The sequence below is a fragment of the Halobaculum sp. MBLA0147 genome (assembly GCF_041361345.1).
In the GTDB taxonomy this organism is placed as follows: domain Archaea; phylum Halobacteriota; class Halobacteria; order Halobacteriales; family Haloferacaceae; genus JAHENP01.
In genome coordinates this window covers 334,660-361,250 of record NZ_JBGKAD010000001.1, presented here as the reverse complement: position 1 = coordinate 361,250, position 26,591 = coordinate 334,660, and the positions used below count along the sequence as shown (strand labels likewise).

General features: G+C 68.2%; 22 protein-coding genes and 1 tRNA gene. 10 read left to right on the top strand and 13 right to left on the bottom strand.

Annotated features, from left to right (window positions below; genetic code table 11):
- Positions 1 to 130 precede the first annotated feature (130 nt).
- Positions 131 to 1,765, top strand: coding sequence for a flippase activity-associated protein Agl23 (locus RYH80_RS01770; protein ID WP_370902138.1), 1,635 nt, complete (start codon positions 131 to 133; stop codon positions 1,763 to 1,765).
- 131 nt (positions 1,766 to 1,896) lie between these two features.
- Here the strand turns inward: RYH80_RS01770 and RYH80_RS01765 are convergent, their stop codons facing one another.
- Positions 1,897 to 2,856, bottom strand: coding sequence for a transcription initiation factor IIB (locus RYH80_RS01765; protein WP_370902137.1), 960 nt, complete (start codon positions 2,854 to 2,856; stop codon positions 1,897 to 1,899).
- Positions 2,857 to 3,170: 314 nt separating this feature from the next.
- Between RYH80_RS01765 and RYH80_RS01760 the strand changes: the two genes are divergently transcribed.
- Together RYH80_RS01760 and RYH80_RS01755 are read left to right on the top strand one after the other, a co-directional pair.
- Positions 3,171 to 3,566: a DUF7961 family protein gene (locus RYH80_RS01760; RefSeq protein ID WP_370902136.1), complete on the top strand. Its 396-nt coding sequence runs from the start codon at positions 3,171 to 3,173 to the stop codon at positions 3,564 to 3,566.
- 101 nt (positions 3,567 to 3,667) lie between these two features.
- On the top strand, positions 3,668 to 4,417 hold the full coding sequence (locus RYH80_RS01755; RefSeq protein WP_370902135.1) for an METTL5 family protein: 750 nt from the start codon (positions 3,668 to 3,670) through the stop codon (positions 4,415 to 4,417).
- Positions 4,418 to 4,467: 50 nt separating this feature from the next.
- On the opposite strand, the gene RYH80_RS01750 is transcribed toward RYH80_RS01755, so the two are convergent.
- Both RYH80_RS01750 and mvk read right to left on the bottom strand, forming a co-directional pair.
- Positions 4,468 to 5,205: an isopentenyl phosphate kinase gene (locus RYH80_RS01750; protein WP_370904626.1), complete on the bottom strand. Its 738-nt coding sequence runs from the start codon at positions 5,203 to 5,205 to the stop codon at positions 4,468 to 4,470.
- Between the two features lie 294 nt (positions 5,206 to 5,499).
- Positions 5,500 to 6,513, bottom strand: a complete 1,014-nt coding sequence (gene mvk / locus RYH80_RS01745) for a mevalonate kinase (RefSeq protein ID WP_370902134.1) — start codon at positions 6,511 to 6,513, stop codon at positions 5,500 to 5,502.
- Positions 6,514 to 6,684: 171 nt separating this feature from the next.
- Between mvk and RYH80_RS01740 the strand changes: the two genes are divergently transcribed.
- The 4 genes from RYH80_RS01740 to RYH80_RS01725 all read left to right on the top strand — a co-directional run bounded on the left by RYH80_RS01740 (position 6,685) and on the right by RYH80_RS01725 (position 10,528).
- The gene (locus RYH80_RS01740; protein ID WP_370902133.1) at positions 6,685 to 7,677 is read left to right on the top strand and encodes an ornithine cyclodeaminase family protein; all 993 of its coding nucleotides are present in this window, start codon (positions 6,685 to 6,687) and stop codon (positions 7,675 to 7,677) included.
- 242 nt (positions 7,678 to 7,919) lie between these two features.
- Entirely contained in the window at positions 7,920 to 9,362 is a 1,443-nt protein-coding gene (locus RYH80_RS01735) for an eCIS core domain-containing protein (RefSeq protein ID WP_370902132.1), read from the top strand.
- Entirely contained in the window at positions 9,359 to 9,919 is a 561-nt protein-coding gene (locus tag RYH80_RS01730; protein WP_370902131.1) for a hypothetical protein, read from the top strand. The genes RYH80_RS01735 and RYH80_RS01730 overlap by 4 nt, the downstream gene beginning before the upstream one ends.
- 45 nt (positions 9,920 to 9,964) lie before the next feature.
- On the top strand, positions 9,965 to 10,528 hold the full coding sequence (locus tag RYH80_RS01725) for a hypothetical protein (RefSeq protein ID WP_370902130.1): 564 nt from the start codon (positions 9,965 to 9,967) through the stop codon (positions 10,526 to 10,528).
- Positions 10,529 to 10,581: 53 nt separating this feature from the next.
- On the opposite strand, the gene RYH80_RS01720 is transcribed toward RYH80_RS01725, so the two are convergent.
- The 3 genes from RYH80_RS01720 to RYH80_RS01710 form a co-directional block, all read right to left on the bottom strand.
- Positions 10,582 to 10,806: a DUF7535 family protein gene (locus tag RYH80_RS01720; protein WP_370902129.1), complete on the bottom strand. Its 225-nt coding sequence runs from the start codon at positions 10,804 to 10,806 to the stop codon at positions 10,582 to 10,584.
- Positions 10,807 to 10,866: 60 nt separating this feature from the next.
- On the bottom strand, positions 10,867 to 13,992 hold the full coding sequence (locus RYH80_RS01715; protein ID WP_370902128.1) for a leucine--tRNA ligase: 3,126 nt from the start codon (positions 13,990 to 13,992) through the stop codon (positions 10,867 to 10,869).
- Between the two features lie 73 nt (positions 13,993 to 14,065).
- Positions 14,066 to 14,563 (bottom strand): DUF309 domain-containing protein, encoded by a 498-nt coding sequence (locus RYH80_RS01710; RefSeq protein WP_370902127.1) that lies wholly within the window; start codon positions 14,561 to 14,563, stop codon positions 14,066 to 14,068.
- Positions 14,564 to 14,723: 160 nt separating this feature from the next.
- Here RYH80_RS01710 and RYH80_RS01705 point away from each other — a divergent pair.
- Positions 14,724 to 14,807, top strand: a tRNA-Leu gene (locus RYH80_RS01705).
- A 235-nt stretch (positions 14,808 to 15,042) separates the two neighbouring features.
- Here the strand turns inward: RYH80_RS01705 and RYH80_RS01700 are convergent.
- Positions 15,043 to 15,306 (bottom strand): hypothetical protein, encoded by a 264-nt coding sequence (locus tag RYH80_RS01700; RefSeq protein WP_370902126.1) that lies wholly within the window; start codon positions 15,304 to 15,306, stop codon positions 15,043 to 15,045.
- Between the two features lie 116 nt (positions 15,307 to 15,422).
- Positions 15,423 to 15,815 (bottom strand): DUF8101 family protein, encoded by a 393-nt coding sequence (locus tag RYH80_RS01695; RefSeq protein WP_370902125.1) that lies wholly within the window; start codon positions 15,813 to 15,815, stop codon positions 15,423 to 15,425.
- A 212-nt stretch (positions 15,816 to 16,027) separates the two neighbouring features.
- Between RYH80_RS01695 and RYH80_RS01690 the strand changes: the two genes are divergently transcribed.
- Complete coding sequence (locus tag RYH80_RS01690) at positions 16,028 to 16,912, top strand: ZIP family metal transporter (protein ID WP_370904625.1); 885 nt, start codon at positions 16,028 to 16,030, stop codon at positions 16,910 to 16,912.
- Positions 16,913 to 17,296: 384 nt separating this feature from the next.
- Positions 17,297 to 18,085, top strand: coding sequence for an aldo/keto reductase (locus tag RYH80_RS01685; protein ID WP_370904624.1), 789 nt, complete (start codon positions 17,297 to 17,299; stop codon positions 18,083 to 18,085).
- A 133-nt stretch (positions 18,086 to 18,218) separates the two neighbouring features.
- On the opposite strand, the gene RYH80_RS01680 is transcribed toward RYH80_RS01685, so the two are convergent.
- The 5 genes from RYH80_RS01680 to RYH80_RS01660 all read right to left on the bottom strand — a co-directional run bounded on the left by RYH80_RS01680 (position 18,219) and on the right by RYH80_RS01660 (position 26,341).
- Positions 18,219 to 18,416 (bottom strand): hypothetical protein, encoded by a 198-nt coding sequence (locus tag RYH80_RS01680; RefSeq protein ID WP_370902124.1) that lies wholly within the window; start codon positions 18,414 to 18,416, stop codon positions 18,219 to 18,221.
- 131 nt (positions 18,417 to 18,547) lie between these two features.
- Positions 18,548 to 20,530: a SpoVR family protein gene (locus tag RYH80_RS01675; protein WP_370902123.1), complete on the bottom strand. Its 1,983-nt coding sequence runs from the start codon at positions 20,528 to 20,530 to the stop codon at positions 18,548 to 18,550.
- Positions 20,531 to 20,617: 87 nt separating this feature from the next.
- The gene (locus RYH80_RS01670; RefSeq protein ID WP_370902122.1) at positions 20,618 to 21,946 is read right to left on the bottom strand and encodes a DUF444 family protein; all 1,329 of its coding nucleotides are present in this window, start codon (positions 21,944 to 21,946) and stop codon (positions 20,618 to 20,620) included.
- Positions 21,937 to 24,267: a PrkA family serine protein kinase gene (locus tag RYH80_RS01665; protein WP_370902121.1), complete on the bottom strand. Its 2,331-nt coding sequence runs from the start codon at positions 24,265 to 24,267 to the stop codon at positions 21,937 to 21,939. Before RYH80_RS01665 ends, RYH80_RS01670 begins: the two co-directional genes overlap by 10 nt.
- 1 nt (position 24,268) lies before the next feature.
- Positions 24,269 to 26,341: a PrkA family serine protein kinase gene (locus tag RYH80_RS01660; protein ID WP_370902120.1), complete on the bottom strand. Its 2,073-nt coding sequence runs from the start codon at positions 26,339 to 26,341 to the stop codon at positions 24,269 to 24,271.
- Positions 26,342 to 26,591: the final 250 nt, after the last annotated feature.

The following is a 26,591-nucleotide window of genomic DNA, read 5'->3' as shown; positions in this document are numbered from 1 at the left end:
GACAAAAATGTCGCGTCGCTCCGGGTGACTGCGCGGTGGCAGTTCCTCGACGGCGGGGTAGCTCACGGGCCCGATCACTCGTCGTCGAGAAACCCGAAAACCTACTACCGAGCGAGGGGGACGGCGGTGTATGTCGGAGCGCCCGGACCGTGTCGTCGCCGTGGTCGCCGCCGTGACGGTCGTCGCTCTCCTCGCGCGCCTCGTCGCGTTGGACGCCAGGCCGTTCCACTGGAGCGAGGGCCGCGTCGGGTTCTGGGCGCTCAGGTTCGCCGAGACGGGTGTGTTCGACTACCGGCCGGTCGCCGGTGGGCCGCTCGTGTACGTGCTGGCGCGGTGGGCGATCGAACTCGGTGGCGTCTCCGACGGAGCCGTTCGCGTCCCCGTCGCCGTGATCGGCGGACTCGCCCCGCTGGCGGCGCTGTTGTTCCGTGGCGCGTTGGACGACGGCGAGACGGTCGCACTGGCGGCGCTGTTGGGCGTGGAACCGCTGTTCGTCTACTACTCGCGGTTCCTGCGCGGCGACGTGCCGGCGGCCGTGTTCGGGCTCGTCGTCGTCGGTGGGCTCGTCCGCTACGCGACCCACGACGACCGCCGCGGCCTGTACCTCGCGGCTGGGTCGCTCGCGGCGGCCGTCGGCGCCTCCGGGTTCGGGTTCGCGTACCCGCTCGTGTGGCTCCTCGGTGGGCTGTTCGCACTCGACGAGGCGCGGGTGCGTCGACGGCCCGCCGAGGCTGTCGCGACGGTGCGACACCTCGCCGATGCGGTCGCCGAGCGGGCGACGCCGCTCGCTCGTGGGGCGTTCGTCTTCCTCGGGGTGTGGTTCGTGTTGTTCGCGCCACGGACGGCGGGACTCGCACCGGGGCTGTACGATCCGCTCCAGTGGGTCGGCGCCGCCGGCCCCGCCTTCCAGGGAGCCGTCGAAGAGTTCGTCGGCTACCGGATCGTCTACCGACTCAACCCGCGGACGCCCGGCCGGCACGGACTCGTGGAGTACGCCGTCGGGATCGTTCGGACACTCGTGACGGCGACGCCGGTCCTCCTCGCGGCGGGGTTCGTCGGCTTCTTCTCGGAACGGTACCGCGACGACACGCGCCGACTCGTCGCGTTCGGTGGGTACGCGACACTGTGGGGACTGTTGGTGTTCGCCGTCGCGGCGAGCGAGCCGTACCCCTGGGTGGCCGTCCACCTCGTCCCGTTCGTCGCGATCCCCGCCGCGGTCGGGCTCACACGTGGGGTGCGTGCACTCCGGGTCCGCGTGTCCGCTCGCGACTACGGGCGGGTGACGCTGGCCGTCGCACTCGTCGTCGCCGCCGTCGCCGCCGGCGGCGTGCCGGTCGCGGACGCCTACGACGCCCCAGAACGCGGCTCGCCGCTGGCACAGTACGGCCAGCCGACGGACGATCCGGCGACGATGCTCCCCGCCGTCGAACGCGCGATCCGTGGGAACGAGGGCGTCGACGTGTTGTACGTCGCGCCGCGGTTCCACACCCGGAACGAGTACGATCAGCCGCCCATAGCCGCCATCGACCAGAGCAGCTGGGGGAACCGCCTCCCGCTCCCGTGGTACTTCGAACGCGTCGACGCGGAGACGGACACGGCGTTCAACGCCTCGTACGTCCCGACCGAGCGGCCACCGGTCGTCGTCACCACTCCGCGGTACGAAGATCGGGTCGCCGAGTACCTCGGCGGCGGCTACTCGCGGAGTCGACTACAGACCGCGCTGTTCCGCCAGGAGGTCACCGTGTTCGTCCGGCAGGAGTCGTGAGGACACCAGGGGCAGTCGAGAGGCTACCGACACGTGTGTCTCGGGGGTGTGGCCGACGGAGAGGATCGACGGAGACGACCGACGGAGACGACGAGCGGTCGAGTCCGAGACGGTGGTGACGAACGCTCCGCTCAGCGGAAGCCCATCGCCTCGATCTGTTCCTGGTAGCGGTTCCGGATGGTGACCTCCGTCACCTGTGCGACTTCGGCGACCTCGCGTTGGGTCTTCTTCTCGTTGCACAACAGCGAGGCGGCGTAGATAGCCGCCGCGGCGAAGCCGGTCGGGGACTTCCCGGAGAGCAGCCCCTGTTCGGCCGACACGTCGATGATCTCCGTCGCCTTCGCCTGTGTCTCCTCGGAGAGGCCCAGCGAGGAGGCGAACCGCGGGACGAACTGCTTCGGGTCGACGGGTTTCAGCTCCAAGCCGAGTTCCTGCGAGATGTAGCGGTACGTCCGTCCGATCTCCTTCTGTTCGACGCGAGACACCTCCGCGACTTCGTCGAGCGAGCGCGGAATCCCCTCCTGGCGACAGGCGGCGTACAGCGCCGCCGTCGCGACACCCTCGATGGAGCGGCCGCGAATCAGGTCCTCCTTGAGCGCTCGTCGGTAGATCACCGAGGCGACCTCCCGTACCGAGCGCGGGACGCCGAGCGCGGACGCCATCCGGTCGACCTCCGAGAGCGCGAACTGGAGGTTTCGTTCGCCGGCGTCTTTCGTCCGGATGCGTTCCTGCCACTTCCGCAGGCGGTGCATCTGGGACCGCTTCTCCGAGGACAGCGACCGCCCGTAGGCGTCTTTGTCCTTCCAGTCGATGGTGGTCGTCAGCCCCTTGTCGTGCATCGTCTCCGTCACCGGGGCCCCGACGCGGGACTTCGACTGCCGCTCGGAGTGGTTGAACGCCCGCCACTCCGGTCCCCGGTCGATCTGGCGCTCGTCCAACACCAGCCCACAGTCGTCACAGACCAACTCGCCTTGGTCTGCGTCCATCACCACGTCGTCGGACCCACACTCGGGACACTCGACGGACTCGTCGGACTCCGTCTCCTGTTCCGTCTCGGTCTCGCGCGTCCGCTGGCGGCTGGGACCTTCCATTGTTAAGGTTTCTGGTGTCACACCTATTTAAATCTGTTGCCGGAGTGGGTGTCGGCCGTCCCCCGTCCCGCCGCTGTCGTGCGATTCTGCGAGACTCCCGGTCGTCCCGATCCGTTAGTATTAGATACGATATCGAGAGCGAGTCGAGGGGTGTCGGGGCGCCTACGCGGCGAATTTCCGACTCTCGTGGGAACCCGTCTGTACCACCCGGTGATTCCGTCCCCGAACCGCCGACGAGATCCGAACTCGGCCGAGAGATTACTACTGCGCATCACCGAAGTCTTTTGTATAACCAGAGTATATGGGTTGATACGATGAGCACCACGACGACATCGCGGGTGGAGCGGGCGGTCGCGGCGAGCGAACCGGCGGACGTACGACCGGTGGAACTGACGGCGTCGGCGTTGGCGTCGACGGCACCGGCGTACCTGCGCGAGTTGAAGACGGAACTCGCAGCCGAGGGGACGCAACCGGCGACGCTGCGTGCCGAGGCGTGTTTCGCGGAGGACTGTCCGCTGTCGACTCAGCGGGAGGCCGACCGACTACGCGATCTGGTCCGTGCCGCGTCGTTCCTCGGCGCCGGGCAGTTCGTCGTCGAGGTGACGGACGTGGCCGACGAGACGGCCGTCGAGAATGCCCTCGCCGCGCTCGCGGAACGGGCCGAGCGCGAGGGTGTCGCGCTCCACGTGGACGGCCCGGTCACGGTCTGAGTCTCGGTCTCGCCGCTCGGCAACCCGCTCTTCTCTCCGGAACTCTCCCAGTCTCCGCTCGCGGTCGTCACGCTTACACGCGCCCCACACGGAGCGGAGCCGTGCAGAAACGCGCGGTCGAACGGGCGTTGGCGGACGTGGCGTCGTTCGCCGACCCGGAGGCGTCGCTCGAACAGTACCCGACACCGACGGACGTGGCGGCACACCTCTGTCACGTCGCGGCGATGCGCGGCGACGTGGCCGACGCACTCGTCGTCGACCTGGGCGCCGGCACCGGTCGGCTCGCGCTCGCGGCGGCGCTGTACGAGCCGGCCGCGGTCGTCGGCGTGGAATTCGACGCCGACGCGTTGGCGACCGCCCGCCGCAACGAACGCCGCGTCGACCCGCCGACGCCGGTGTGGTGGCTCCGCGCCGACGCCTCGCGGTCGCCACTGTGTCTCGGCGGACTCGACGGGCTCGAGGACCTCGGCGACCTCGGCGATCTCGACGGGCTCGAGGACCTCGGCGAACGCCAGTCGGACACGACCGACGACGAGGAGGCGACGACGCCCGCTCGTGTCACGGTCGTCGCGAACCCACCGTTCGGTGCACAGACGGGGAACGAACACGCCGACCGCGCGTTCCTGGAGACCGTGGCGGCGACGGCGGGCGAGTGCTCGCTCCCGGTGGTCTCGTACACGCTCCACAACGAGGGGAGTGCGTCGTTCGTCGAGTCGTTCGTCGAGGACGCCGGGGGACGGGTGACGGACGCCTTCGCCGTCACGCTCGACCTCAACGCCCAGTTCGCCCACCACACCGCCGACAGGGTCCAGATCCAGACGGAACTGTTCCGCGTCGCGTGGACGGACTGACTACCCGACCTGCACCACCCCGACGCCGAGCCAGCGGCGGCCACTGGGACTCACTCGACGCGGGTCCCTACGTCGTCGCCCGCCAGGAACGCCTCCAGCGCGTCGGGGCCGAACACGTGTGCCGGCGCGTCGAGCGCGAGCAGTTCCCGGACTTTCGCCGCCATCCCGCCGCTCACGTCCGTGGCGTCGCTGGCACCCAACGCCGACGCGACGGCGTCGAAGTCGTCGATCCGGTCGATCACGCTCTCGTCGTCGTCCAACACGCCCGGCACCGACGAGCACAGCCCGACTCTGTCCGCGGACAGCGCCTCCGACAGCCGCACGACCACCTCGTCGCCGGAGAGGATCGTCACCCCGGAGCCCGTCTGTGCGACGCCGTCGCCGTGTAACACGGGGACGAACCCCTCCGACAGCAGCGTTCGCGTCGGCTCTCCCGAGAGGGTGAGCTCGCCGTCGGCGTCGCGACTCGCGGCCGACAGCGGGTGGACCGGAACGACCGGGACGCCGCGCTCGCGGAGGCGTGCGCGGACGAACTGGTTGAGCGTCGTCATCGCGCCGTGGATCGCCGTGACGGCACCCGCGTCTGTGGTCCCCTCCGTCGTCGTCACGCCGTGTTCGCTCGCGTGGTGGTGCCCGAACGAGCCGGCGCCGTGGACGAGCACCAGTCGGTCGACGGTGCCCGCCTCCAGCGCCGCCGCGACGGCGTCGGCTGCCGCGTCCAAGGCCGCACCGTCCAGCGTCTCGGCGCGGTCCTTCTGGGTGATCACCGAGCCGCCGAGTTTGAGCACCGTCGTGTGTCCCGACTCGACGGTGCCCCCGTCGGCGCGAACGGGTGGAGCGTTCGAGTCGATCTCCCGTCGCTCGTCTCCGGTGGCGGTAGTGGTACTGGTGGTGGTGGCGCCGGTCGATCCTCCGATTCCATCCGTGTCGTCGGTGTGTAGTGTGTCGTCTCGCACTGGTCTCACTCCCTCGTCCGTGTCCGTGTGTCGTCGGGTCCGTCTCTTTCCGTGTCCGTGTGTCGTCGGGTCCGTCTCTTTCCGTGTCGGGTCGCTGTCGTCGGGTCCGTCGCGTCCGGCTCGGGGTCACGGCGACTCGACGCGGACGCCCTCCGTGGCGAGTTCCGCGCGGAACGCCTGTTCGCACTCGGGCGTCAGCGACAGCGACCGCTCGGTGCCGTCCGTCCGATCCAGGGCGACGACACAGCCGCCGCCGCCGGCACCGGTCAGCTTCGCGCCGTGTGCGCCACCGTCGCGGGCGGCCCACACCATCGCGTCCAGCGACCGTGCGGACACACCCAGCGCGGACAACAGTCCGTGGTCGACGTCCATCAACTCCCCGAGTCGGTCGAGGCGATCCGTCGACAGCCCGCCGTCCGCGGCAGCCGCGAGCAGCTCCTCGCCGGTCCGCGTCAGCTCGCCGATCGCCTCGACCGTGTCGGCGGCGAAGGAGTGCCGCTCGCGGAGGTCGCGCACGCTCGCGACGAGCTCCCCGGTCTCGCCCGCGCCGCCGTCGTAGCCGATCACGAACGGCAGCGGCGGCGCGTCCAGGGTCCGCGTGTCGTCACCCTCCACGCGGACCGCACCGCCCATCGCCGAACAGAAGGTGTCCGCCCGCGACGCCTGCCCGTCCTGGGCGGCGTACTCCGCCTGGAAGGCCCGCTCGGCGACCGTCTCGGGGGCGAGTTCGACGCCGACCGACCGCGTCGCGGCGTCGATGGCGGCGACGACGACGGCCGCCGAGGAGCCGATCCCCGCCCCGAGCGGGATGTCGGACTCGACGGTGATGTCGAACCCCTGCGTCTCGTCGTCGATGGCCGCGCGGGTCTGCTGGACCGCCTCGTCGACGTACCGCGTCGCCGCCGCGACGAGTTTCGGCGGTGCGTCCACGTCCGGCCGCTCGTCCACGTCGCCGCCCCACGTGACGGTGAACCCGTCGAGTGTCAAGTCGCCCGCGTCGACGCGGACTCGGTCGTCGTCGCGTGGTTCCGCGGTCACGCGCGCCCGTCGCTCGACGGCACACGGCACCGCCGGCTCGCCGTAGACGACGGCGTGTTCGCCGAAGAGGTACACCTTCCCCGGCGCCGAACTGGTCGTCATACCTCTACGGTCCGGCCGGCGGGTAACGTAGCTTCCGGTCCGCGGCGGCCGGATTCGATCCGCTCGGTCGACGCCAGTGTCGGTCCCACCGCCTGGTGGTCGCGTCCACGAGGCCGGCGGGTGGCCCCGGTTTCGCTACCTTCTAAACCGGCGTGTGCAAATGTTGCGACGATGAAGACGCTCCTGCTCGACAGCGAGGACGTACACGAGAACGCGGACATGACGGAACTGGTGCCGGCCATCGAGGACGCCTTCGCCGCCTACGAGAACGGCGACGCACAGATGCCGGCGAAGTCGTACATCGACCTCCCGCAGTACAACGGCGACTTCCGCTCCATGCCGGCGTACATGGACGCGGGCGAGTGGGACGCGGCCGGCGTGAAGTGGGTCAACGTCCACACGGACAACGAGGACGACTACGGCCTGCCGACGGTGATGGGGACGATGATCTACTCCGACCCCGAGACGGCGTTCCCGCTGTCGATCCTCGACGGGACGGAGCTGACGATGAAGCGGACGGGCGCGGCGGCGGCGGTCGCCACCGACCACCTCGCGGTTCCGGACGCCACGTCGATGGGGATCGTCGGCGCGGGCGTCCAGTCGTACACCCAACTGCGCGCCATCGCCTCCGTCCGGCCCATCGAGGAGGTCGTCATCAGCGACGTGGACGAGGAGGCCGTCGCGGCCTTCGTCGACGCCTTCGACGACGAGTTCGACGTGCGACCGGGCAGTGTCGAGGAGGCCGCGGCCTGTGACGTGCTCTCGACGGTGACACCCGTCCGCGATCCCATCGTCCCGCGCGACGCGCTCGGCGAACACACGCACGTCAACGCGATGGGTGCCGACGCGGAGGGGAAACACGAACTCGCAGACGAGGTGTTGCTGGACGCCAAGCTCGTCATCGACGACTACGACCAGACGACCCACTCCGGCGAGATCAACGTCCCGTTCCACGAGGGGACGCTGACGGACGCGGACATCTACGCCGCCATCGGCGAGATCGTCGTCGGCGACCGCGAGGGCCGGACCGAGGACGACGGGATCACCGTCTTCGACTCGACGGGACTGGCGATCCAGGACGTGGCGGCCGCCCACGTCGTCTACGAGCACGCCGACGAACGCGACAACGGGTACGAGTTCGACCTGCTCGGCGTCGCGGAGTAGCTTCGCGGCGGCTCGGCGGTCGGGGTCGTGGGTGCGATGGTGGTGGTGACGGCACTCGTCGACGCCGGTGGTAGAGACACCCGTCTTCGGGAACCTATCGCTGCTCGACTTCTCGACTCTGGGGTCGAGACGAGAGAGCGGACACTCCACTCTCCTCTCGAGTGTCGCGTGAGTCGTGTGCAGTCGTCACACTCTGTCGGAACCATTATCGATCACTCGCGCACAGTCTAGATTAGGTTCTCATGGGGGGGAAGAGGCGCGATCGGCGTCGCACCAGCTCGCGGTCGAGTCGCAGCGACACGTCGAGTCACGACGAGAGCCAGACGACCGACGACACCGGTCGAGCGTTCGGTCGTCCGACTCTCGACGAGTCGCTGTCCGAGGCAGCGGCGTACTTCGGCCGCGAGATCGCCGACAGAGACGAGTACAGGACGCTGTTGCGGTACGAGGACCGGTACGGCAACCAGGTGCGCGAGTGGATCGACGAAGGGATGCCACTCGACGTGATGGGCAGACCCTCTCGGATGGAGCGGTTCCGCGAGCGGAAGGGAACACCGGTTCCGTGGGACGTCGAGCGGTTCGTCGACCGGTCCCGTCGGTACAACACGGACGAACGACTCCGGCGGGTCCGGAGCGGGGGCAGTGAGGACCGACGCGCCCCCGAGTCGTTGCAGTGTGTGGTCCCGTCACCTGGACGGTCACTCGGTGACACGGTCCGTCGCGGGTTCGGTGACGAAGCCGACGAGGTGGTCGAGCGGTTCGGTGCCGTCCGTATCCACGCGGACGCGGCCGCCGCCGAGGCGGCGGCCGACCTCGACGCGAGAGCGTTCGTCGTCGGCAGCCACGTCGGCTTCGCTCGCGGCGAGTTCGACCCGTCGTCGACCGCGGGGCGACGACTCCTCGCACACCAACTGGCACACGCCCACGGGAACACGCCGGGGACGGTGTCCGTGCTCCCGCGAGACGGCGAGATCGAGACGAGGTTCGGCAGCGGCGGCGACTGGACGGAGCGCGTCGAGACGCTCGCGGAACGCGTGTCGAACACGGAGAGTGTCGCAGTGCGGCGCTTCTCCGGCGCACCGATCCACGTCCAGCGACGGAAGTCCGCGGAGACGCTCCGCGACGAACTCGACGCGGAGCGCGAGGCTCGTGTCGAGCGAATCGTCGAGCGCGTCGACGAGGTGGAGAGTGTGGAGGCGTTGCTCTCACAGTTGACGGGGCAACTGGCCGGGTTGAACCACGAACTCGAGCGAAGGCAGAAGATCGACGAGCGAATCGGCGGTGGTGACATCTGCTTCGTCGGGTACGGTGGACCGAGTGGTCAGCCACACTTCCTGCTCCAGACCGACAAGTGGACCGAAGGCATAGGGTTGCACGGGGACGGGATGCCCGACCTGAAGCACGTCGCGGCGAGGCACGCCCACCCCGACTCGGAGGGACAGTGGCCCGTCGAACCCGGGGTGGAGTCGAACGACGATGAAGAGTTGTTCCCGCACAATTGGGGTCGGGACGAGGTTCTGAACGTGGTTCGAGTGATCGTCGAGGAGGGTGACGTAGGTATCAATCCGGGAGAACTAGTCTACCGAGGTCCCGAGATCGATCCCTGCTCGTTCGACGCCATCGCGCTCGTTCGGAACACAGACACTGGTATCGTTCGCACAGTGTATCCGAAGGTGCCAGAATGAACGGAGTAACTGTGCAGTACGAGCTCGTCGACGAGGTTATCAGCTACCTCGATCTCCGTGGCGGCATTCGAATCCTCGTCGATGGTGAACGAGTGAACCGTCTCCGTGACGAGGCGGCTCACGAGAGCAACCGAGAGTGGGAACCCGAGTACGTCGGGGAGCTGGTCTGGAAAGACATCGGTGGGGTGGTCCGGGTCGCAACTCGTCTCGCGAGTGGTGAGTGTGAGGTGTGGGAGAGAGAGCAACTGGACTTGTCTCCCGGAATGGGTGTGTTCGCCTTCGAGCCCGTCTCCGCACAGGATCTCGTCGTCTCGTACTGGATCCCAGCCGGTGACGACATTCCGACCGTCACACCGGAGAGTGGGCGTGGCTACGTCGTCCGTCGGTGCCAGTTCTGCCGTTCGGTGCGTGATACAGCACACGAGTACCTCGACGAGGTGGAGGCGATGGGGATCGAGTTCGGTCGCTCTGCGTTCGAGGAGTACCGGACGGCACTAGACGAGTTAGACACGGCACTGGAGACGTGTCGTGAGACGACACCGGAGACTCGGTTCTGAACGCCGCACCCTCTGACAGCGCACCACCGACCACAGTCACAGAGTATGAGTGAACCCGTGTCGATACAGTTCGAGATTGCCGACGAGGTGATCGACTACCACGACATCCGTGGAGGGATTCGGATAGACGCAGGCGGAACGCGGGTGAACAGACTGCGCGACGAGGAGAACTACGAGAGCAACTGCCCGTGGCAACCGGAGTACGTCGGGGAGCTACTCACGATACACGTCTCTGGCTTGATTGACAGGGCGACACGTCTCGCGGAGGGAGCGGTCGACGTTGGCGAAACGGTAGACGTGAACCTGTCTCCGGGTCTCGGTACGGTCGTCGTGGAGCCCATCTCACGGGAGGAACTGGTGGTCTCCTACAGGGTGGCGACTGGTGCAGACATGCCGGCGGTCGTCCCAGCGTCCGCTCGTGGCTACGTCGTCCGTCGGTGCCAGTTCTGTCGTGCGGTACGCGATGCAGCACACGAGTACGTCGAGGAGGTGGAGGCGATGGGACTCGAGTTCGGGCGCTCTCTGTTCGACGAGTTCCAGCAGTCGCTCGACGACCTCGACACGGCACTGGAGACGTGCTACCGGACTACACCAGACACACACTTCTGAACCACCACCCCCGCGACACGAACCGGTAGCCGACGAAGTTCCCGCCCAGCAGTTCAGTCGTCGCCCTCGCGCGGGTCCAGCGCGGCGAACAGTTTGCTCGCGAGCCACGCGAGCACGAGGAACGGGAGGAACGGGATCAACATCACCGCGAGGATGGCCAAGTACCCCCACCCGATCGTGTCCATCTGGCTGTTCCCGCGGCTCACCTGCGGCGGCGTCACACTCCGGACCACCCGCTTGAGGGGTTCGGGCACCGGCGTGTCGTCTGCGTGGCTCATACCCTCACTACGCGCGGGGCACAGTTGAAACGCGCCGTCGTGCCGGCTGTCGACCGACGCTCACTCGATGTGGATCGCCGGTCGGAACGGCACCGCCTGTGACGCCTTGCCGTCGGGGTCGACGAGGTCGGCGTCGTCCTCGGCGTACACCTCGACGGTCGCGTCGAACTCTCGGGCGACGAAGTCGGCGGCCGCCTCGTAGGCGGCCCGCTCGTCCAGGTCGGCCAGCGCCGCCAGCCGCTCGTCGTCGGCGCCGCGGGCGAACTCGACGAGGTCCTGCACGAGGTCGTTGACCGCGTCACCGCGCTCGCGCAGGTCGGGGTCGGACATCGCCTCCGACATCGCCGCACCCACGTCGGCACCCGCCTCGCGGACGGCGTCGAACACGTCTCGCTTCCAGTCGGCGGCGACGTACACCCGGACCGTCTCCGGATCCCGGTCCGTCACCTCGACGATGTCGCGCACGTCCTCCGTCAGCGCCTCGACGCGCTCCTCGCGCAACTCGGCGTCGGGCGCCCGCAACTCGTCGACCGGCTCGGGCCAGGCCGCCGCCTCGGCGGGGACACCGGTCAACTCCTCGTGGAGTTCGTTGGTCAGGAACGGGACGAACGGCGCCAGCAGTCGCAGGCGCGTCTCCAGCACACGCAACAGGGTGCGGCGAGCGCCCTCGCGGTCCGTGTCCGTCCGCCGCCGGTACCACCGCAGGTCGGCGTCGAAGTCGTAGAAGACGGCCTGCGAGGCGGTCCGCGTCTCGGCACGCTCCAGCGCCTGCGTCGCCGTCTCGACGGTGTCCTGCAGCGTCGACACCAGCCACTCGTCGATCGGTTCCAAGTCGGCGTCCGCCAGCCGCGCGGTCGGACTCTCCGGGAGCGCCCCGCCGTCTGCGACGGCTCCGTCCAGCAGGCCGTCCGCCTCCGCGGCGGCGATCGTCTCGCTGGCGCGTTCGTAGAAGCGCGTCAGCTGGTCGTTGACCGACACGACGGCGTCGGACCGCCAGTCGTAGTCCTCCCACGGCTCGGCGGCGTTCAACAGGAAGAACCGGACCGTGTCGGCCCCGTACTCCGAGACCGCCTCGCCCGGCAGGACGACGTTCCCCTTCGAGGAGGACATCTTCTCGCCCTCCAGCAGGCCCATCCCCATGACGACGATCCCCTGGGGCCACTCGGGTTCGTCGAACAGCTCCGCGTGGTGGTACTGGTAGAAGGTCAGGTGGTTCTCGATCAGGTCGTTCGCGGAGAACCGGTAGTCGACGGGGTACCAGTACTGCCACTCAGCGCGCAACGCGAATGCCGTCTCCAGCTTCTCGGCGCGGGTGTACTCGGCCGCCTCCGTGTCCGCTTCTGCATCTGCGTCGGCGATCTCGTCGCTCGTCCGCCGGTCGATCTCCGAGCCGGCGTCGGTCGCGCGCCCGACCAAGGCGTCGCTCGGGTCGGCGGCGTCGACCGCCTCGGGCAGGTCGTCGACCGCCTCGGCGCCGTAGAACAGGGCGTCGAAGAACTCCCGGTCCAGGGCGTCTGTCGGGACGCGCTGGACGCGGTGGGCCACCGTGTAGTAGGCCATGTAGATGGTCGAGTCCGACAGCGGCTCGATCACGAACTCGGGGTCCCACGGCAGTCGCGTCCCCAACCCGTAGTTGCGGATACACGGCCACTCGTTGAGCCAGTCGACCGTGTCCGTGTACTGGCTCCGTGTGTTCTCCGGGATGGCGTCCAACCCCTCGATCACGCGCTTCGTCGCCGCCTTCCAGTCGTCGTCGTTGTACCGCAGGAACCAGGTGTCCTGTTTCGCCACCTCCACGTCGCCGCCACACCGACAGACGACCTCCTCGGAGAACTCCTGCATCGTGTCGAAGTGACCCGCGGCGACGCCCTGCGCCTTGAACTCGTCGCGGACCTCCTCGATCAGGCCGTTCGCGAACTCGCCGTACGTCTCGTGGAGACGCCCCTGGTGGAACTCGGCGTTGTACAGGTCGTTGGTCACCTGCTCCAACGAGGGGTCGTCGCTGGACTCGATGCCGGCGGACTCGACGGCGTCGCGGGCGGGCACGTCACCGTACCCCTCCACGTCCAGGATCGGTACCGGCTCGATGGCGGACACGCGCTCGGGGGCGAGACCGTAGTCGGCGAACCGCTCGGGATTCGACTCGGCGTCGGCTTTCGCCTCGCGCAGCGCCACGTAGTCGTCCGGCGAGTGTGCCGGGACGCTCATCACGACCCCGGTGGCGTTGTCGGCGTCGACGAAGTCCGCAGGCAGGATCGGCACCGCCTCCCCGGTCACGGGGTTCGTCACGTCCGTCCCGACGAGCGTCTCGCCGGCCACCTCGCGGCGGACGGTCACGTTCCGCTCCTGCAGGCGGAACTTCTCGGCGGCGCTCGCCGAGATCAGCCAGGACTCTCCGTCGACCGTCGCGACCACGTACGTCGCCTGCGGGTCGACGTATGCGTTCGTCACGCCGCGGACCGTCTCCGGTCGCAGCGTCGCCATCGGGGCGATCACCTCCTCGGCTTCTGCATCGGCGTCAGAGTCCTCTCCCGCGACGGTCGCGCGGAACCGCACCAGCGTGTACTCTTGGAACTCCGCCTCCTCCCCCTCCAGCAGGTCGTGGGTGGTGACGGGCTGTTCCTCGTTGGTACAGTACTTCACCGGGTGCAGCCCCTTCTCCAGCAGGCCGCGGTCCTTCAGCGTCTCGTACTGCCAGGTGACGAACTTGCTGTAGCGGTCGTCCTCCGTCGTGAACTCCCGGCGCCAGTCGACGGACAGCCCCAGTTCGTCCATCCCGGTCTTGTAGTGTTCCTCGACGAAGTGCGTCGCGAACCCCATCGGGGTCTCCATGTCCGCCAGCGCGTCGTCGGAGACGCCGTAGGTATCCTGCAGGACGGACATCTGCTCCGGCTCGCGCTTCTTCAGGCGCTCTACCGCACCGATGATCGGGGTCCCGGTGACGTGCCACGCCATCGGGTACAACACGTTGTCCCCCTGCTGGCGTCGGTACCGTGCGTACACGTCGGGGACGGTGTAGGTCCGACAGTGGCCCAGGTGCATCCCGCCGCTGGGGTACGGGTACGGGACCGTGACGAACGTCGCGTCGGCGTCGCCGTCCGGGTCGGGGGCCGGCTCGTAGGTGCCGTCCTCGGCCCACCGGTCGCGCCAGCGAGACTCGATCTCCTGTGGGTCGTACTCGCTCATGGGCGACACCTCGCCCCCCGTACAAAAAGGCGTGTCTATCCCCCACCACGCAGTGGGAGATAGCGGCAGTCGCTCAGTGCTCCAGCGACTCGGCGTAGGCCACGTCGACTTCGTCGGCGACGGGGGTCTCGCCGTCGAGGGTGACCTGCCAGCCGTCGAGCGCGGCGGGGTCCGACAGCGCCGCCCGCAGCGTCTCGCGCACGTCGGCCACGTCGACACCGTAGTAGTCGTCCGCGAGCCCGGTCAGGTAGTCGAGGGCGGTCTCGAACAGCGACCGCATCCCGGCGTCGTCCTCGAAGTCCACGTGTTTGTACGCGCCGGCGGCGACCTGCACCATCCCGTGGAGGAACTGCGACTCCGCGGAGCCACGGCCGTAGTTGTACCACTCGTCCTCGAAACAGTCGTGTGACTCGTGGTACTCGCCGGCGTTGTACAGCCGGACGCCGTGGACCGTCGCGCGCCGCAGCGTGCCGTGTTCCCAGCCGTTGGAGTCGGCACGGGTGGGGCTGTAGCCGGTCGGACTCCCGGCGGCCGGCGGTGCCACCTCGTTCGTGCGCGTGTGCTCGTCCACACCGGTAGTGCGTGGGCAGCCGTCGTAACTCTTCGGTGCGGGTCGTACACCACAGGTCACTCGGCGGGAGTCGTCTCGATCACCACGGCCGCGCGACCGGCCGCCGGCTGCTGGTAGTTCGGAACGTTTTAATCGTCCCTCGCCAGAGGTGTGGGTGCGTGCGAGGGTAGCCAAGCCTGGAAACGGCGGCGGACTCAAGATCCGCTCCCGTAGGGGTCCATGCGTTCAAATCGCATCCCTCGCACTGGTGGCCACTACGGCCCTCGCAACACGGGGTCACCAAGCCCCGCAGTGCAGGAAGACCGTCCTTCGGGGCGATCTTCCCTCGCAACTCCTACCGACGCTCCTTCGACAGTGACGAGTCTGGGACGACGGTGATCCAGGAGTGAGTCGGGAGAGTCGAGACTGTCGACCGAACGCCTCGGGAGAATCGTCGTTCGAACACCGGAGCAGACGCGCGTGGGCGTCGGGTAGTGGTCTCAGTCGTCGTCGTCGACGTGTCCGCCGTCGGCGGCGACGCCCACGACACGGTCGGCGACGCGCTCGGCGGCCGCAGGGTCGGGGCGCTCGCCGGCACGGATCTCGGCACCCAACTCCGTGGCGAGCTCCGTGACCGTCGCCTCCGAGTGGTCGGCGACACGGTCGAACACCGGGCGGTAGCCGGCGGCACAGCGTCGCCCACCGGCTGCGCTGCTGGCGTCGATCACGTACTCGATCTGCTGGACAGCCTCCTCGGGTTCCATACGACACACGAACGCCTCGACACACTTGAAACTACTCTGAGTGGAAACCGAGTGAACGATCCACCGCGTACTCGGACTCGTCCGTCACGGAACGTCTCTCGCCCGCTCTCGGTACCTCACTCGCTCCCGTCGTCGCTCTCTCGACTCCGCTCGCCCGACTCGTCGTCCGGGTCCGTCGAGTCGGTCGGGACGGCGTCGGGGAGCGCCGGGTCGTCGCCGGTGCCGCCGAGCGTCGGGTCGCGGTCCGTCTCGCTGGCGAGCAGCCGGTCTGCCGATCGGACGTACTCGACCGCGACGGTGGGCTGGGTCTCGACGGTCGCCGACGCCCGGTCGTAGCCGTGTCGGAGCGTCTCGCGGACTCGTCCCTCGGGGAGTTTGTTCTCCACGACCGTCTCTGCGGTCTCGACGGCCGCCGTGAACGTCTCCGCGTCGTCCGTCTCCCCGTGCCGGATGGCGGCACGGTGCAACTGCGCGAGCACGTCGTGCACGTCCGGCGGGACCGTAGTCACACACAGCGTTGTACGGCTCCGGGCAAGTGTGTTCCTATCCGCGGTGTGGGCGCTCCGACGGGACGAGCCTGCCACAGCGTGACCTCTCACCGAGTGATGTCGCAGGCGATCGTGAACCGCCGGAGGCGACAGTGGACGCCTGTTAGCAACCACCTGTCGGTCACTTCGGCAGCCTTAACAATCACAGGGAGAGAGATAACAACGTGACAGACGTGACGACGAACGGGCTTCGAGAGGGAGACACGAGCGGCCTCGTCGGCGGCGTGGCGGCGACGGCGGCGTTGGTGGTGAGTTCCGGGCTCGTGCTGTGGCTCGACGCGGGCGGCGGTGGGGCGGTCGCGGACACGGCACGGACGAAGCTGCTCTGGATCGGGTGGGTGGCGTTCGCCTCGATGGCCGTCGCGGCGTGGGCCGGCGCGCGGGTCTCTCGGGAACGCGCTCGGACACTCGTGTGGGGGTACGGACTCGCGAGCGGCGCGATGATCACCAGCGCGTCGGTGTTCCTGCTGCCGCAGGCGATCAACCAGAGCAAGACGTTCGGTGGGTTCGGGATCGCGCTCGGACTGCTCGCGGGCTACTCCGGCCACGCGCTGGGGCACCGACTGGCACACCTCGACGTGCCGGGCGACAGGGCGATCCTCGAACTCACCGCACACTCCGTCAGCGCGGGCGTCATCATCGGCGTGATCTACGCGAACGTCCCCGAGTTGGGACTCCTCTTGGGCCTCTCCATCGTCTCGCACAAGGGGCCGGCCGGCTACGCCGCCGCGAACCGGTACGTCTCTCGCGGCGGCGACTGGCGCGCGGTACTACTCCCGGCCGCGGGTGTCGGCGTCGCCGCCCTCGCCAGTTCCACGCTCGCGCTCCCGACGGACGCGCCCGCGGTCCGTGGCGTCGTCTTCGGGTTCGCGACCGGCGTGTTCCTCCACGTCGCGACGGACTTCCTCCCGCGGTGCGAACTGGGATCGGAGATCCACGAGGCTCTCTCCGTCGAGGGTGACGCCCACCAACTGCTCGACCGGCTCCGGACCCACGCCGTCGTCTCGACGCTCGCAGGCGGACTCGTCGTCTTCCTCGCGTGGTTGGTGGTGGCCTGAGGACGGTCCCCGCTCGAAACGACGAGAGACCCGGTGTCACGGCCGTCGCGCGCACGGCGACGGTCCCTCGCGGTCGTCCGAACGGCGACGTATCCGACGCCCTTCACCGATCCGGCGAGGGCCGACGGCCTTCGGGGTATGGGTTCTCACCGACCATCGTCTCCACCATCTCGGCGTACGTGGCGGTCCGTCGTTCACCGTCCATACCCCCGTGGTAACCCATACCACATAAAGTGTCTTCTGGTGGTCCCACACGGTGACGATCCCACGTGGCGAACCGCAAGAGTCAGACAGCCTGGGGACGAGGCGTGTGTCGTGACACGAACACCAGACGCCGCGGCGGCAGGGACGTACGAACTCGCAGAGGGACTGACGATCCGGCGGATGGGGTACGGCGCGATGCGGCTGTGTGCCGAGGGGATCGTCGGCGCGCCAGACGACGAGGAGCACGCACGGGAGGTCGCACGGCGTGCGATCGAGTACGGCGTCGACTTCGTCGACACGGCAGACTCCTACGGCCCGGGTGTCTCGGAGCGACTCCTCCGGGAGTCGGGGATCGTCGACGACGCCGTCGTGGCGACGAAGGCGGGGCTGTTGCGCAACGCCGACACGGAGTGGCTGGCACACGGCGACCCGGACTACCTGAAGAACCAGGCGCTGGTCTCCCGTGACCGACTGGGTGTCGACAGTATCGACCTCCTGCAACTCCACCGGCCGGACCCGGACACACCGTTCGCAGACAGCGTGACGGCGCTCGCGGAACTCGTCGACGAGGGGCTCGTCGAGCACGTCGGTCTCTCGAACGTCACCGTCGAGCAGCTCGACGAGGCGCGCGAGATCGTCGACGTGGTGAGCGTGCAGAACCGCTACAACGTCGGCTACCGCGACGAACAGCCGGTGTTGGACGCCTGCGAGCGGTCCGACGTGGCGTTCCTCCCGTGGTACCCGATGGCCGCGGGTGACTTAGACGAGGTCGCCGCGGATCTCGACGCCGTCGCCGACGCCCACGACGCGACGCGTCACCAGATCGCGCTCGCGTGGCTGCTCCACACCTCGGACGTGACCGTCCCGATTCCGGGGACGGGCGACCTCGACCACCTCGCCGACAACGTCGCCGCCGCCGAGATCGACCTCGACGAGTCGGAGGTGCGACGGCTGGACGAGGCAATCTGACCGGGCGAGCGCCGTCTGGGGGAGGTCGTTCGCACGGGGGACGACGGGGAGGACGGAGAGCGCGAGACCCGGGAGCGAGTGGAGAGACAGAGGAGAGCGGGAACCGCGGGCGCGAGCGGGAGACGCGACGGCCTCAGACGGTGCGATAGCGCTGGAGGTCGCGCACGACGACGAGCGTGACCAACAGGAGCGCGACGGCACCGCCGCCCGCGGCGGTCATCGATCCGCCGAGTGTCAGCCCGTACAACACCGCCAGCGCGGCGACGGAGCCGATCGTACCGACGATCAGGTAGCGGATCAGCCACTCGTCCATCGTCCGTGAGTCGCTCATACCCCGACGTAGCTCCGCCACCCCTCAAAAACGAATCGGACCGACTCGGCGGTCGGGGACGAATCGCGCCCGTGACCCACCCGACGAGTGAGAGCCGCCGGCCGAACCGAACACCCGTGTCTGCGTGCCACTCAGGCGAGCCAGTCGTCCGGCTTCGTGTCGTAGTCCACGTCGTCGGCCGTCAGCCGCTCCTCCAACTCGGCGTCGAGGTCGTGTTCCTCGAACCCCATCCCGTCGTAGCGGATGCGGACACCGACCTCTTCGCCCTCCGGCTCGCGGCCGCGTCTGCGTGCGACCTCGAGTTCGTGTTCGCCGTACTCTGTCCGGATCGTCGCGAGGTTCACCGGCCGTCCCCACAACTGGAACACCCGCTCCAGCGTCGCCTTCGCCTGCCGTTCGTCCAGCGGGACGCCGTTGTACTGGTGACCCAACAACAACTCCCCGCGGTTGTCGAAGTTGCCGTCGTACACCGCCACCGTCGGCTTGCCGAAGTTCGTGAACTGCAACAGGAGCTTCTTCTTCACGTCGTCTGCCCCGGTGCTCGCGACGCGGTAGTCGCCCGTCGCCTGCGAGTACTCGTAGGTGAAGTAGTTGCCCTCCGTCACGAACTCCTCGGTGAGGTACGCGTCGAGGAAGGTCACGTCGTTGTGACTCTCGCGGACCTCCCGCATCCGATTCCAACCGGCACCGTAGTCGACGTCCGCCAGCGCCGCCGCGACGGAGTCGTACCGCTCGTCGTCGAACATGTACCGCGCGGTCTGTTCCAACTCCGACCGCCCGACTCGCCGGAGGAACCCCCGGTTCTGTGGCTTCGCCAGCGAGAAGTGCCGCTCGCACAGTCCCTCGTAGCTCAACACGTACCACGGGTAGTCCGCCACGTCGACCGCACCCTCGCGAGCCGCGGCGAGCCCCTCGGCGTCGACGCGGGGGTCCTCGGGGTCCAACTCCGCGAGCGAGTCGGCGGTGATCTCCGCGACGACCGGGTCCGGCGCGAGGTGCTCTCGAACCTCGTCGAAGTCCACCACGTCGTGGAACGTCCGCCACGTGATCCCGTCGACGCGGAGGAGTTTGTCGACGACCTCGCGTCGGTTCGCGCGGTTCTCCACGTACTGCCAGATCTCGAACCCCAGCTTGTACGGGTTGAGTCCCGACGAGCCGAGCACGCGGGCCATGTGATCGGCGTACGTGAGGAACTCGTCCGTGCCGGCGAACCCCTCGTCGCTCATCATCAGCGACTCCCAAAAACTTGCCCATCCCTCGTTCATAACTTTTGTCATTTTTTGGGGTGCAAAATAGTACGCCTCCCGGCGGAGTAGTTCGAGCACGTCGTCTTTCCAGTCCGGGCGGTCGGCGGCTTTCGCCTCGTCCTCGTCGTACTCCTTGCCGTGTTCCAAGAGGAACCCGAGCACGTCCGGACGGGGGTTGGCGAGCCCGTCGCCCTCCTGGCCCTCCAGCCACTCCTGGTCGAACACCTGCGAGCGCACCTCCTCGGAGATGTCGAGGCGGTCGAGCCGGTCGGCCATGTCCGGCAACTCCTCGCTCTCGGGGCCGGCCTCGCGGTCGGCCGCCAGCGCGCGGTGTTGGTCGATGGTGTCCTCCAGGGTGAGGATCGCGTCGACGAACCGCTCGACCTCGTCGCGGTCGATCTCGGGGTCCTCGACGTACGAGCCGATAGTCTCGGCGTGGCGTTCCAACATCGCCGCGGCGTCCGGGTTCTCGTCGTCGCCCGCGAACCGCCCGAACCACTGGTTGTTCCGGAAGAAGTCCGCGTGCGCCTCCACGTGCGTGATGACCGCCTTCTGGTCGGCCAGCGTGTTCGACTCCTGGAGGAAGGCGTGACACGGGTTGTCGTTGTTGACGATCTCGAACGCCTTCCCCATCCCGAGCTGGTCTTGTTTCTGTTGGCGGTCGTACTTCATCCCCCACCGCCAGTGTGGGTACCGGGTCTGGAACCCGTCGTAGGCGATGAGTTCGTTCATCTCGTCGTAGTCGACCACCCAGTAGTTCACCGGGTACGGCTCCAGGCCGAGCCGTTCGGCCAACGCGTTGGCCATCTCCACCGGCTCCTCCAGGCGGTCCGCCTCGCGGCGCGTCAGTGTGCGTCTGTCGATCATCTGTCTGTCTGGCTCCGTTCGTCCGTCCTCTGATCGCTGTTCGTTCTCCGGTCGCGTCGACCGCTCACCCGACGCCGGCGTCGTCGCTCAGGCATCGTCGTCCTCCGTCGAGAGGATCTCGTAGATGGCGTCGGTCACGTCCCCGTTGTCCCCGACGCGGGCGACGGCGACGTTCCCCGTCTCGCCGAGCGCGCGCTCGACCTCCTCGGCGTGGGTGGCGTTGATCGTGTTGCCGCCGGGTTGCGTCTCCACGTACGCGTGGAGGTTGGCGTCGATCTCCTCCATCAGCGGGACGACGTTCTCCGTCGTGTCGTTCGAGGAGTTCTCCGAGTCGCCCGCGGCGAACACGTACCGGTTCCACTCGCTGTACGGGTACTCTTCGAGGATCTCCTTGGCCGTCTCGTAGGCCGACGAGATGCGCGTCCCGCCGCCCGAGCGGATCCCGAAGAACTCCGCGCGGTCGACCTCCCACGCCTCCGCGTCGTGGGCGACGTAGCGGAACTCCGCGTTGTCGTACTTCCCCTGGAGGTACCAGTCCAGCGGCGTGAACACCCGCTCGACCAACTCGCGTTTCCGCTTGCGCATCGAGCCGGACACGTCGCGGATGTTCACGACGACGACGTTCTTCTGCTTCTCCTCGACCACCTCCGGGTGCCGGTAGCGCTCGTCCTCCCGCCGGAACGGCACCTGTTTGAGCCCGTCCCGCCGGATCCGCTCCCCGATGGGTGTCCGCTCGACCTCGGCGTCGAACTGCTCGAAGGAGTCGTAGGTGGCACGCTCCTCGTCCGGGATCGTCGCCATCGCGTCCTGGATCCACGACAGAGAGACGAGCACGTTCTCCGCGCGGCAGAACTCGAACACGTCGCGGGCGTCCGCCCCGGCGACCTTGCACGCCTCGCGGACGTACTCCTCGTCGAAGTCCGTCGCGAGCTTCCGTTCCAACCCCTTCTTGAACAGCTGCTCGAAGTCCAACGTGGAGTTCGGGCCGGCGCGTGCCAGTTCCGTGTAGTCGCCCTCCGTCTCCTCGACGACCTGTTTCCCCTTCGGTTCGAGGTCCAAGCCGAGTTCCTCGTCGAGTTCCTCCGCGAACTCCTCGGGGTCCATCTCGTAGTAGCCGTGCTCCCCCTCGCCCTCGCCGGGGTCGCCGTCGTCTCCCTCCTCGTCGCCGTCGTCGCCGGGGTCACCCGGCACGTCGACGGGTTGGCCGGGCTGTGGCTGGCCGTCGCCACCCTGCCCGACGCCACCCTGCTCGCGCTGGTCGTACGCGAACTCGGGGAGGTCCACGATCTTCACCGGGACGCGCACGGAGTCGCCGCCGGACCGCGAGAGGTCACCCTCCTTGATGAACTCCGTCAGGTCCGGGCGACGCTGTTCGCCGATCTCGCGGAACCGCTCTAGATCCTCTCTCAATCCCATCTGCCCTTCACCTCCCGCATGACGCGCCGGCTCGTCAACTCCGCCGACGCCTCGCTGTAACCGTTCTCGGTCATGTGTCTGATCGTGTCCTCCTTGACGCGTGCCGTCTCCGTGTTCGCGGGTGGGTCCTCCCACTGCGTCGGGTCGAAGTCCTCGAAGATCCGCGCCACGTCGTCCCACGAGTGGGTGTCCAACACGGCTCGGATCACCGGGATCTCCGTCAGATCCACGTCCGCGATGGCGAAGTCGTCGTCGCGGTGCTCCCACGCGAAGCGGTTCAACGCCGTGATCACCTTCTCGCGCCGGAACTCCTCGACCGCGGGACTCGGCTCCTCCCCGCGGTAGTCCGCCTCGTCGAACCGCCCGAGGTGTTCCGTCTCGAACACCTTCATCAGGAGTGGGTCCGGGTCCGCCGGCCCTCGCTCCGTCTCCACCTGCTCGTCGCCCTCCCAGGCGAACACGTGCTCGACGTACTCCGCGACCGTCTCCTCGGCGACCCGCTTCTCCGCGAGCACGGCGTCCAACACGTCCGCCTCCTGCCGACCGAACACCCAGTCTTTCACCGCCGCGAGGCGGTTCTCGTACTCCGCCGTCTCCGCCCGCGAGAACACCGGGGCCTCCGAGAGCCGCTCGGCCATCGCGTTCAACACGTCCGCCGGGAGCAGCACCTCCTCGACCGGCAACTCCGCGTGGACGCGGTCCGTCTCCTCGTGGAGCAGGTCCGCGATCACGTCGCGGGTGTACGTCACGGGGATGCCGTGTGCCCCGTCGTCGCCGTCGAACCGGAACTCGTCGGCCTCCACGCGGTCGTCACCCTCGCGGATGTAGCCGCGGTCGAACAGCGTCGCCTTCTCGATCAGGTCGAGGTCCCCCGGCAGGTCCTCCCCGTCGAGTCGCGAGACGACGCCGTACATCGCCGCCGCCTCCAGCGTGTGCGGAGCCAACTCCCGCTCGCGAGTGTGACCGCTGTCGTCGCGGACGGTCACCGTCAGCGGCGCGCGAACCCGCTCGCGGACGTGTTCGTACACCAACTCCGGATCCACGTCGACGTCGCTGGTGGTGCCGCTGTCCGGCAACTCGTCGACCTCGTCGAGCACCGCCGTCTCCCAGACGGGCGTCTCGTCGGTCAACTCGCGGTGGATCAGCTCCGTCTCCAGCGAGACGCTGGTGAGGTACCGGAACTCGTGGCGGTCCAGCCGCCGCTTGAGCGCCTTCAGCGGGTCGCGTCCGTTCCGGTCGGCGTACTGGTCCAACTCCACGTCCAAGTCCGGGTTCGAGATGACGATCAGCTGGGTGTCGATGTCCATCCCGATGCCCTTGTCGAGTTTCACCCGCTCCTCGTCGGGGACGTTCAACAGCTTCCGCAGTAGGTCCGCGTGCTGGCTGGCGTCCTCGACGAGCGTCAGCAGGCCGTTCCCCTGCGAGAGCACGCCGTCGTAGCTGAACGCTCGCGGGTCCTTCCGGCCGCGTGCGTCCAACTCCCGGAGCATCCCCGGCATCCACGAGCCGACGAGTCGCTCCTTCGGACTGCCGTCGTCCTCGGCGTGCAAGACACCGATGCCGCGCCCCTCGTCGACGACGTAGTTCTTCACTCGGAGGTGTCGCCGATCCGTCACCGCCGAGAAGAGGTCCTCGACGCCCTCGCGGCGGTACCGCTCCTCCAGTTCGTCGTACGCCTCCCGCGAGAACGGGTCCATCTCGGCGTCGACCCTGACGGGCACCAGGTCGTCGTGGGCGGCCGCGAGGTCGTCGAGGATCTCCTCGCGGACGCTGCGGGGGAACACCGACAGCGGGTGCGTCTGGACCGGACTCTCGTACCAGTCGTCCTCGTCGTCCGTCTCCGTCGACGCGTAGCTCAGTCCGCCGCCGCCGGTGCCCGCCGCGATGTTCCACTCGACGGTGTACCGCCGGCCCTCGGGCGTCTTCGAGTACTCCCGGAGCCCGTTGACGAGACACCGCTTCAGTTCGGACTTCCCGGTCGCCGTCGGCCCGTCGAACCAGACGATCTTCTCGCCCTTCCCGCGGTCCGCGGCGACCGTCCGCAGGTCGTCGACGAACGCGTTGAGGATGCGCGTGTTCCCCAAGACGGCGTGTTCCCCGTCGTTGTGCGGGTCGTCGAAGAAGCGGTAGCGCTCGCGGGTCTCACCCTCCTCGACGACCGTGCGGGTGCCCATCGACTCGATGGCGTCCAGCAGGTACTTCGCGGCGTGGGCCGCCACGGACGGCTCCTCGAAGGCCCGGTCGACGTACTCCGCGAGCCCGATGGGTGGCTCGTAGGCCCCGGCGAGTTCCTCGTCCGCGCGGTCGATGTAGTCGGTCACGTCACTCCTCCAACTCGGACTTGGCCACCTCCGCGCCGGCGAACTCCAACACCTCGCGGGCGCCCTCCTGGGAGTACCCCTGCTCGACGAGGGCGTCGACCCACGCCGACCGCTCGTCGTCGTCCAACTCGTTGGCCGACACCAGCGCGGAGAAGTTGATGTTGTGTTTCTTGTCCTCCCACAGCTTGCGCTCCAACGCGCGCCGCAGGCGGTCGTTGTCCTGCGGGTCGAAGCTCGACCCCTCGCGGGCACGCCGCGAGACCCAGTTGGCGACCTCCTGCCGGAAGTCGTCCTTCCGGTCGCCCGGGATCTCCAGCTTCTCCTCGACGGACCGGAGGAACGTCTCGTCGGGCTCCTGCTCGCGGCCCGTGAGTTCGTCCTCGACGGTCGTGTCGTCGATGTACGCCATCACGTGGTCCATGTACTTCTCACCCTGTCGGCGGATCTCGTCGATGTCGTACGCCAGCGCGTGACGCACGTCCTCGATGGCGCGGTCGCGGTACTCCTCGCGGACCAACTCGAGGTACCGCTGGTAGGTGTCCAGCTTCTCCTCGGGGATCGAGCCGTGGTTCTCGAGGTTCTCCTCGAAGTGGTCGAACACGGACAGTGGGGAGAGGTACCCCCGCCCGCGGTGGGTGGCGTCCATGATCGCCTCGGCGATCTCGTCGCCGACGAAGCGGGCGGAGACGCCCTCCATCCCCTCCGCGATCTCGGCGACGGCGTCGCCGTCCTCGCGGAGCTTCACCTCGTCGATCTCGTCCGTCTCGTCGATCTCCCCGTTGTACGCCTTCGCCTTCTGGACGAGCCCGACACCCTCGTCGGACGGCTCCTCCAGCCGCGTGAGCACGCCGAACAGCCCCGCCATCTCCATCGCGTGTGGCTCGACGTGCACGTCCGGCACGTCGGCGTTGCGCAGCATCTTCCGGTAGATGCGCGCCTCGTCCTCGTACTCCAGGACGTACGGGTAGTCGATCCGCTTGGTGCGATCGTTGAACGCCTCCATCTTCTCGTCGCCCTTCTTCTCGCGGTACTCGGGCATGTTCGTCCGGCCGACGATCACCTGGTCGATGTCGATCCGCGGGTTGTTCTTCGGCTTGATCGTCTGCTCCTGGGAGGCGTGCAGGAAGTCGTAGAGGAACTCCCGCTGGAGCTTGAGTAGCTCCTCGCCGGAGAACAGCCCGCGGTTGGCGTTACAGAACGCCCCGGCGTAGTCGAACGCGCGCGGGTCGTTCTCGCCGTACACCGCGAGCTTCGAGTAGTTCACGTCCCCGGTCAGCTCCGTCTCGTCCTGGTTCTTCTTGTCCTTCGGCTCGAACGTCTCGACACACTGCCGCTGGTTCTCGTCGGCGACCAGCCGGACCACCTCGACGTGCTCGTCCAGGACGGTCTGGAGGTCGTCGTCGTAGTGGGCCAACAACTCGTTCATGTAGAAGCTGGAGGCCGGGTCGAGACTCTGCTCGTTGCGGACGGTGTACGGGGCGTCGAGCCGCTCGTTCAACTCCTCGATCACCTCGTCGCGTTGCGCCTGCGGCAGCAACACGAGCGGGTCCTGGTTCATCGGGGAGCGGACGGTGTCGTCGGCCGGGTCCTGGTCCGGGATCACCTCACAGAGGTCCGTCCACCGGAAGGTGTACATCCGGCCCTCGTCGCGGCGGGTGTAGTCCTCGAAGTACCGCCGGACGAGGTAGTCGAAGTGCGACTTCCCGGAGCCGACCGGCCCGAGGAGGAGCTTGATCCGCTTCTCGGGGCCGAGCCCGCGGGCGCCGGACTTCACCTTGTTGACGAACTCGTGGATCGACTCGTGGACCTCGCGGCCGTAGAACACGTTCTCGCCGTCGTGGATGGGGTCCTGGCTCGCCATCTGGTACTCGACGACGCCCGCGTCCTCGTCGTACTCCGTCCCGTAGTGGTCGAACATGTCCGCCACGCGCTGGTGGGCGTTGCGTGCGACCCGCGGGTCCGCGCGGAGTTCCTCGAGGTACCACTCGAAGGACTTGGCGGCCCGCAGGTCCTCGGGCACGGATTGCTTGTACTGCTCGGAGAGTTCCGCCAGGGTCTGTGTGTCACCGGTCATGGTTTGGGGTCGGTCGCTGTCGACGGGTCGTGCCACCGGACGACGGCCGGCACTCCGTCCGACTCCACCGGACGCCGTCGGGGCGTGCTAACGAGTACCACCCCGTCGCGCGGCGACACGGGTTCGGCGTCGGCGACACAGAACGGCGACGGGCGACGGTGGGGGACTCGTCACCTCCGTCCCGCGACGGGACCGAGGGGTTGATACCAATCAGTCGACCCACGTACATGAATCTTCCCCCGCGTCCGAC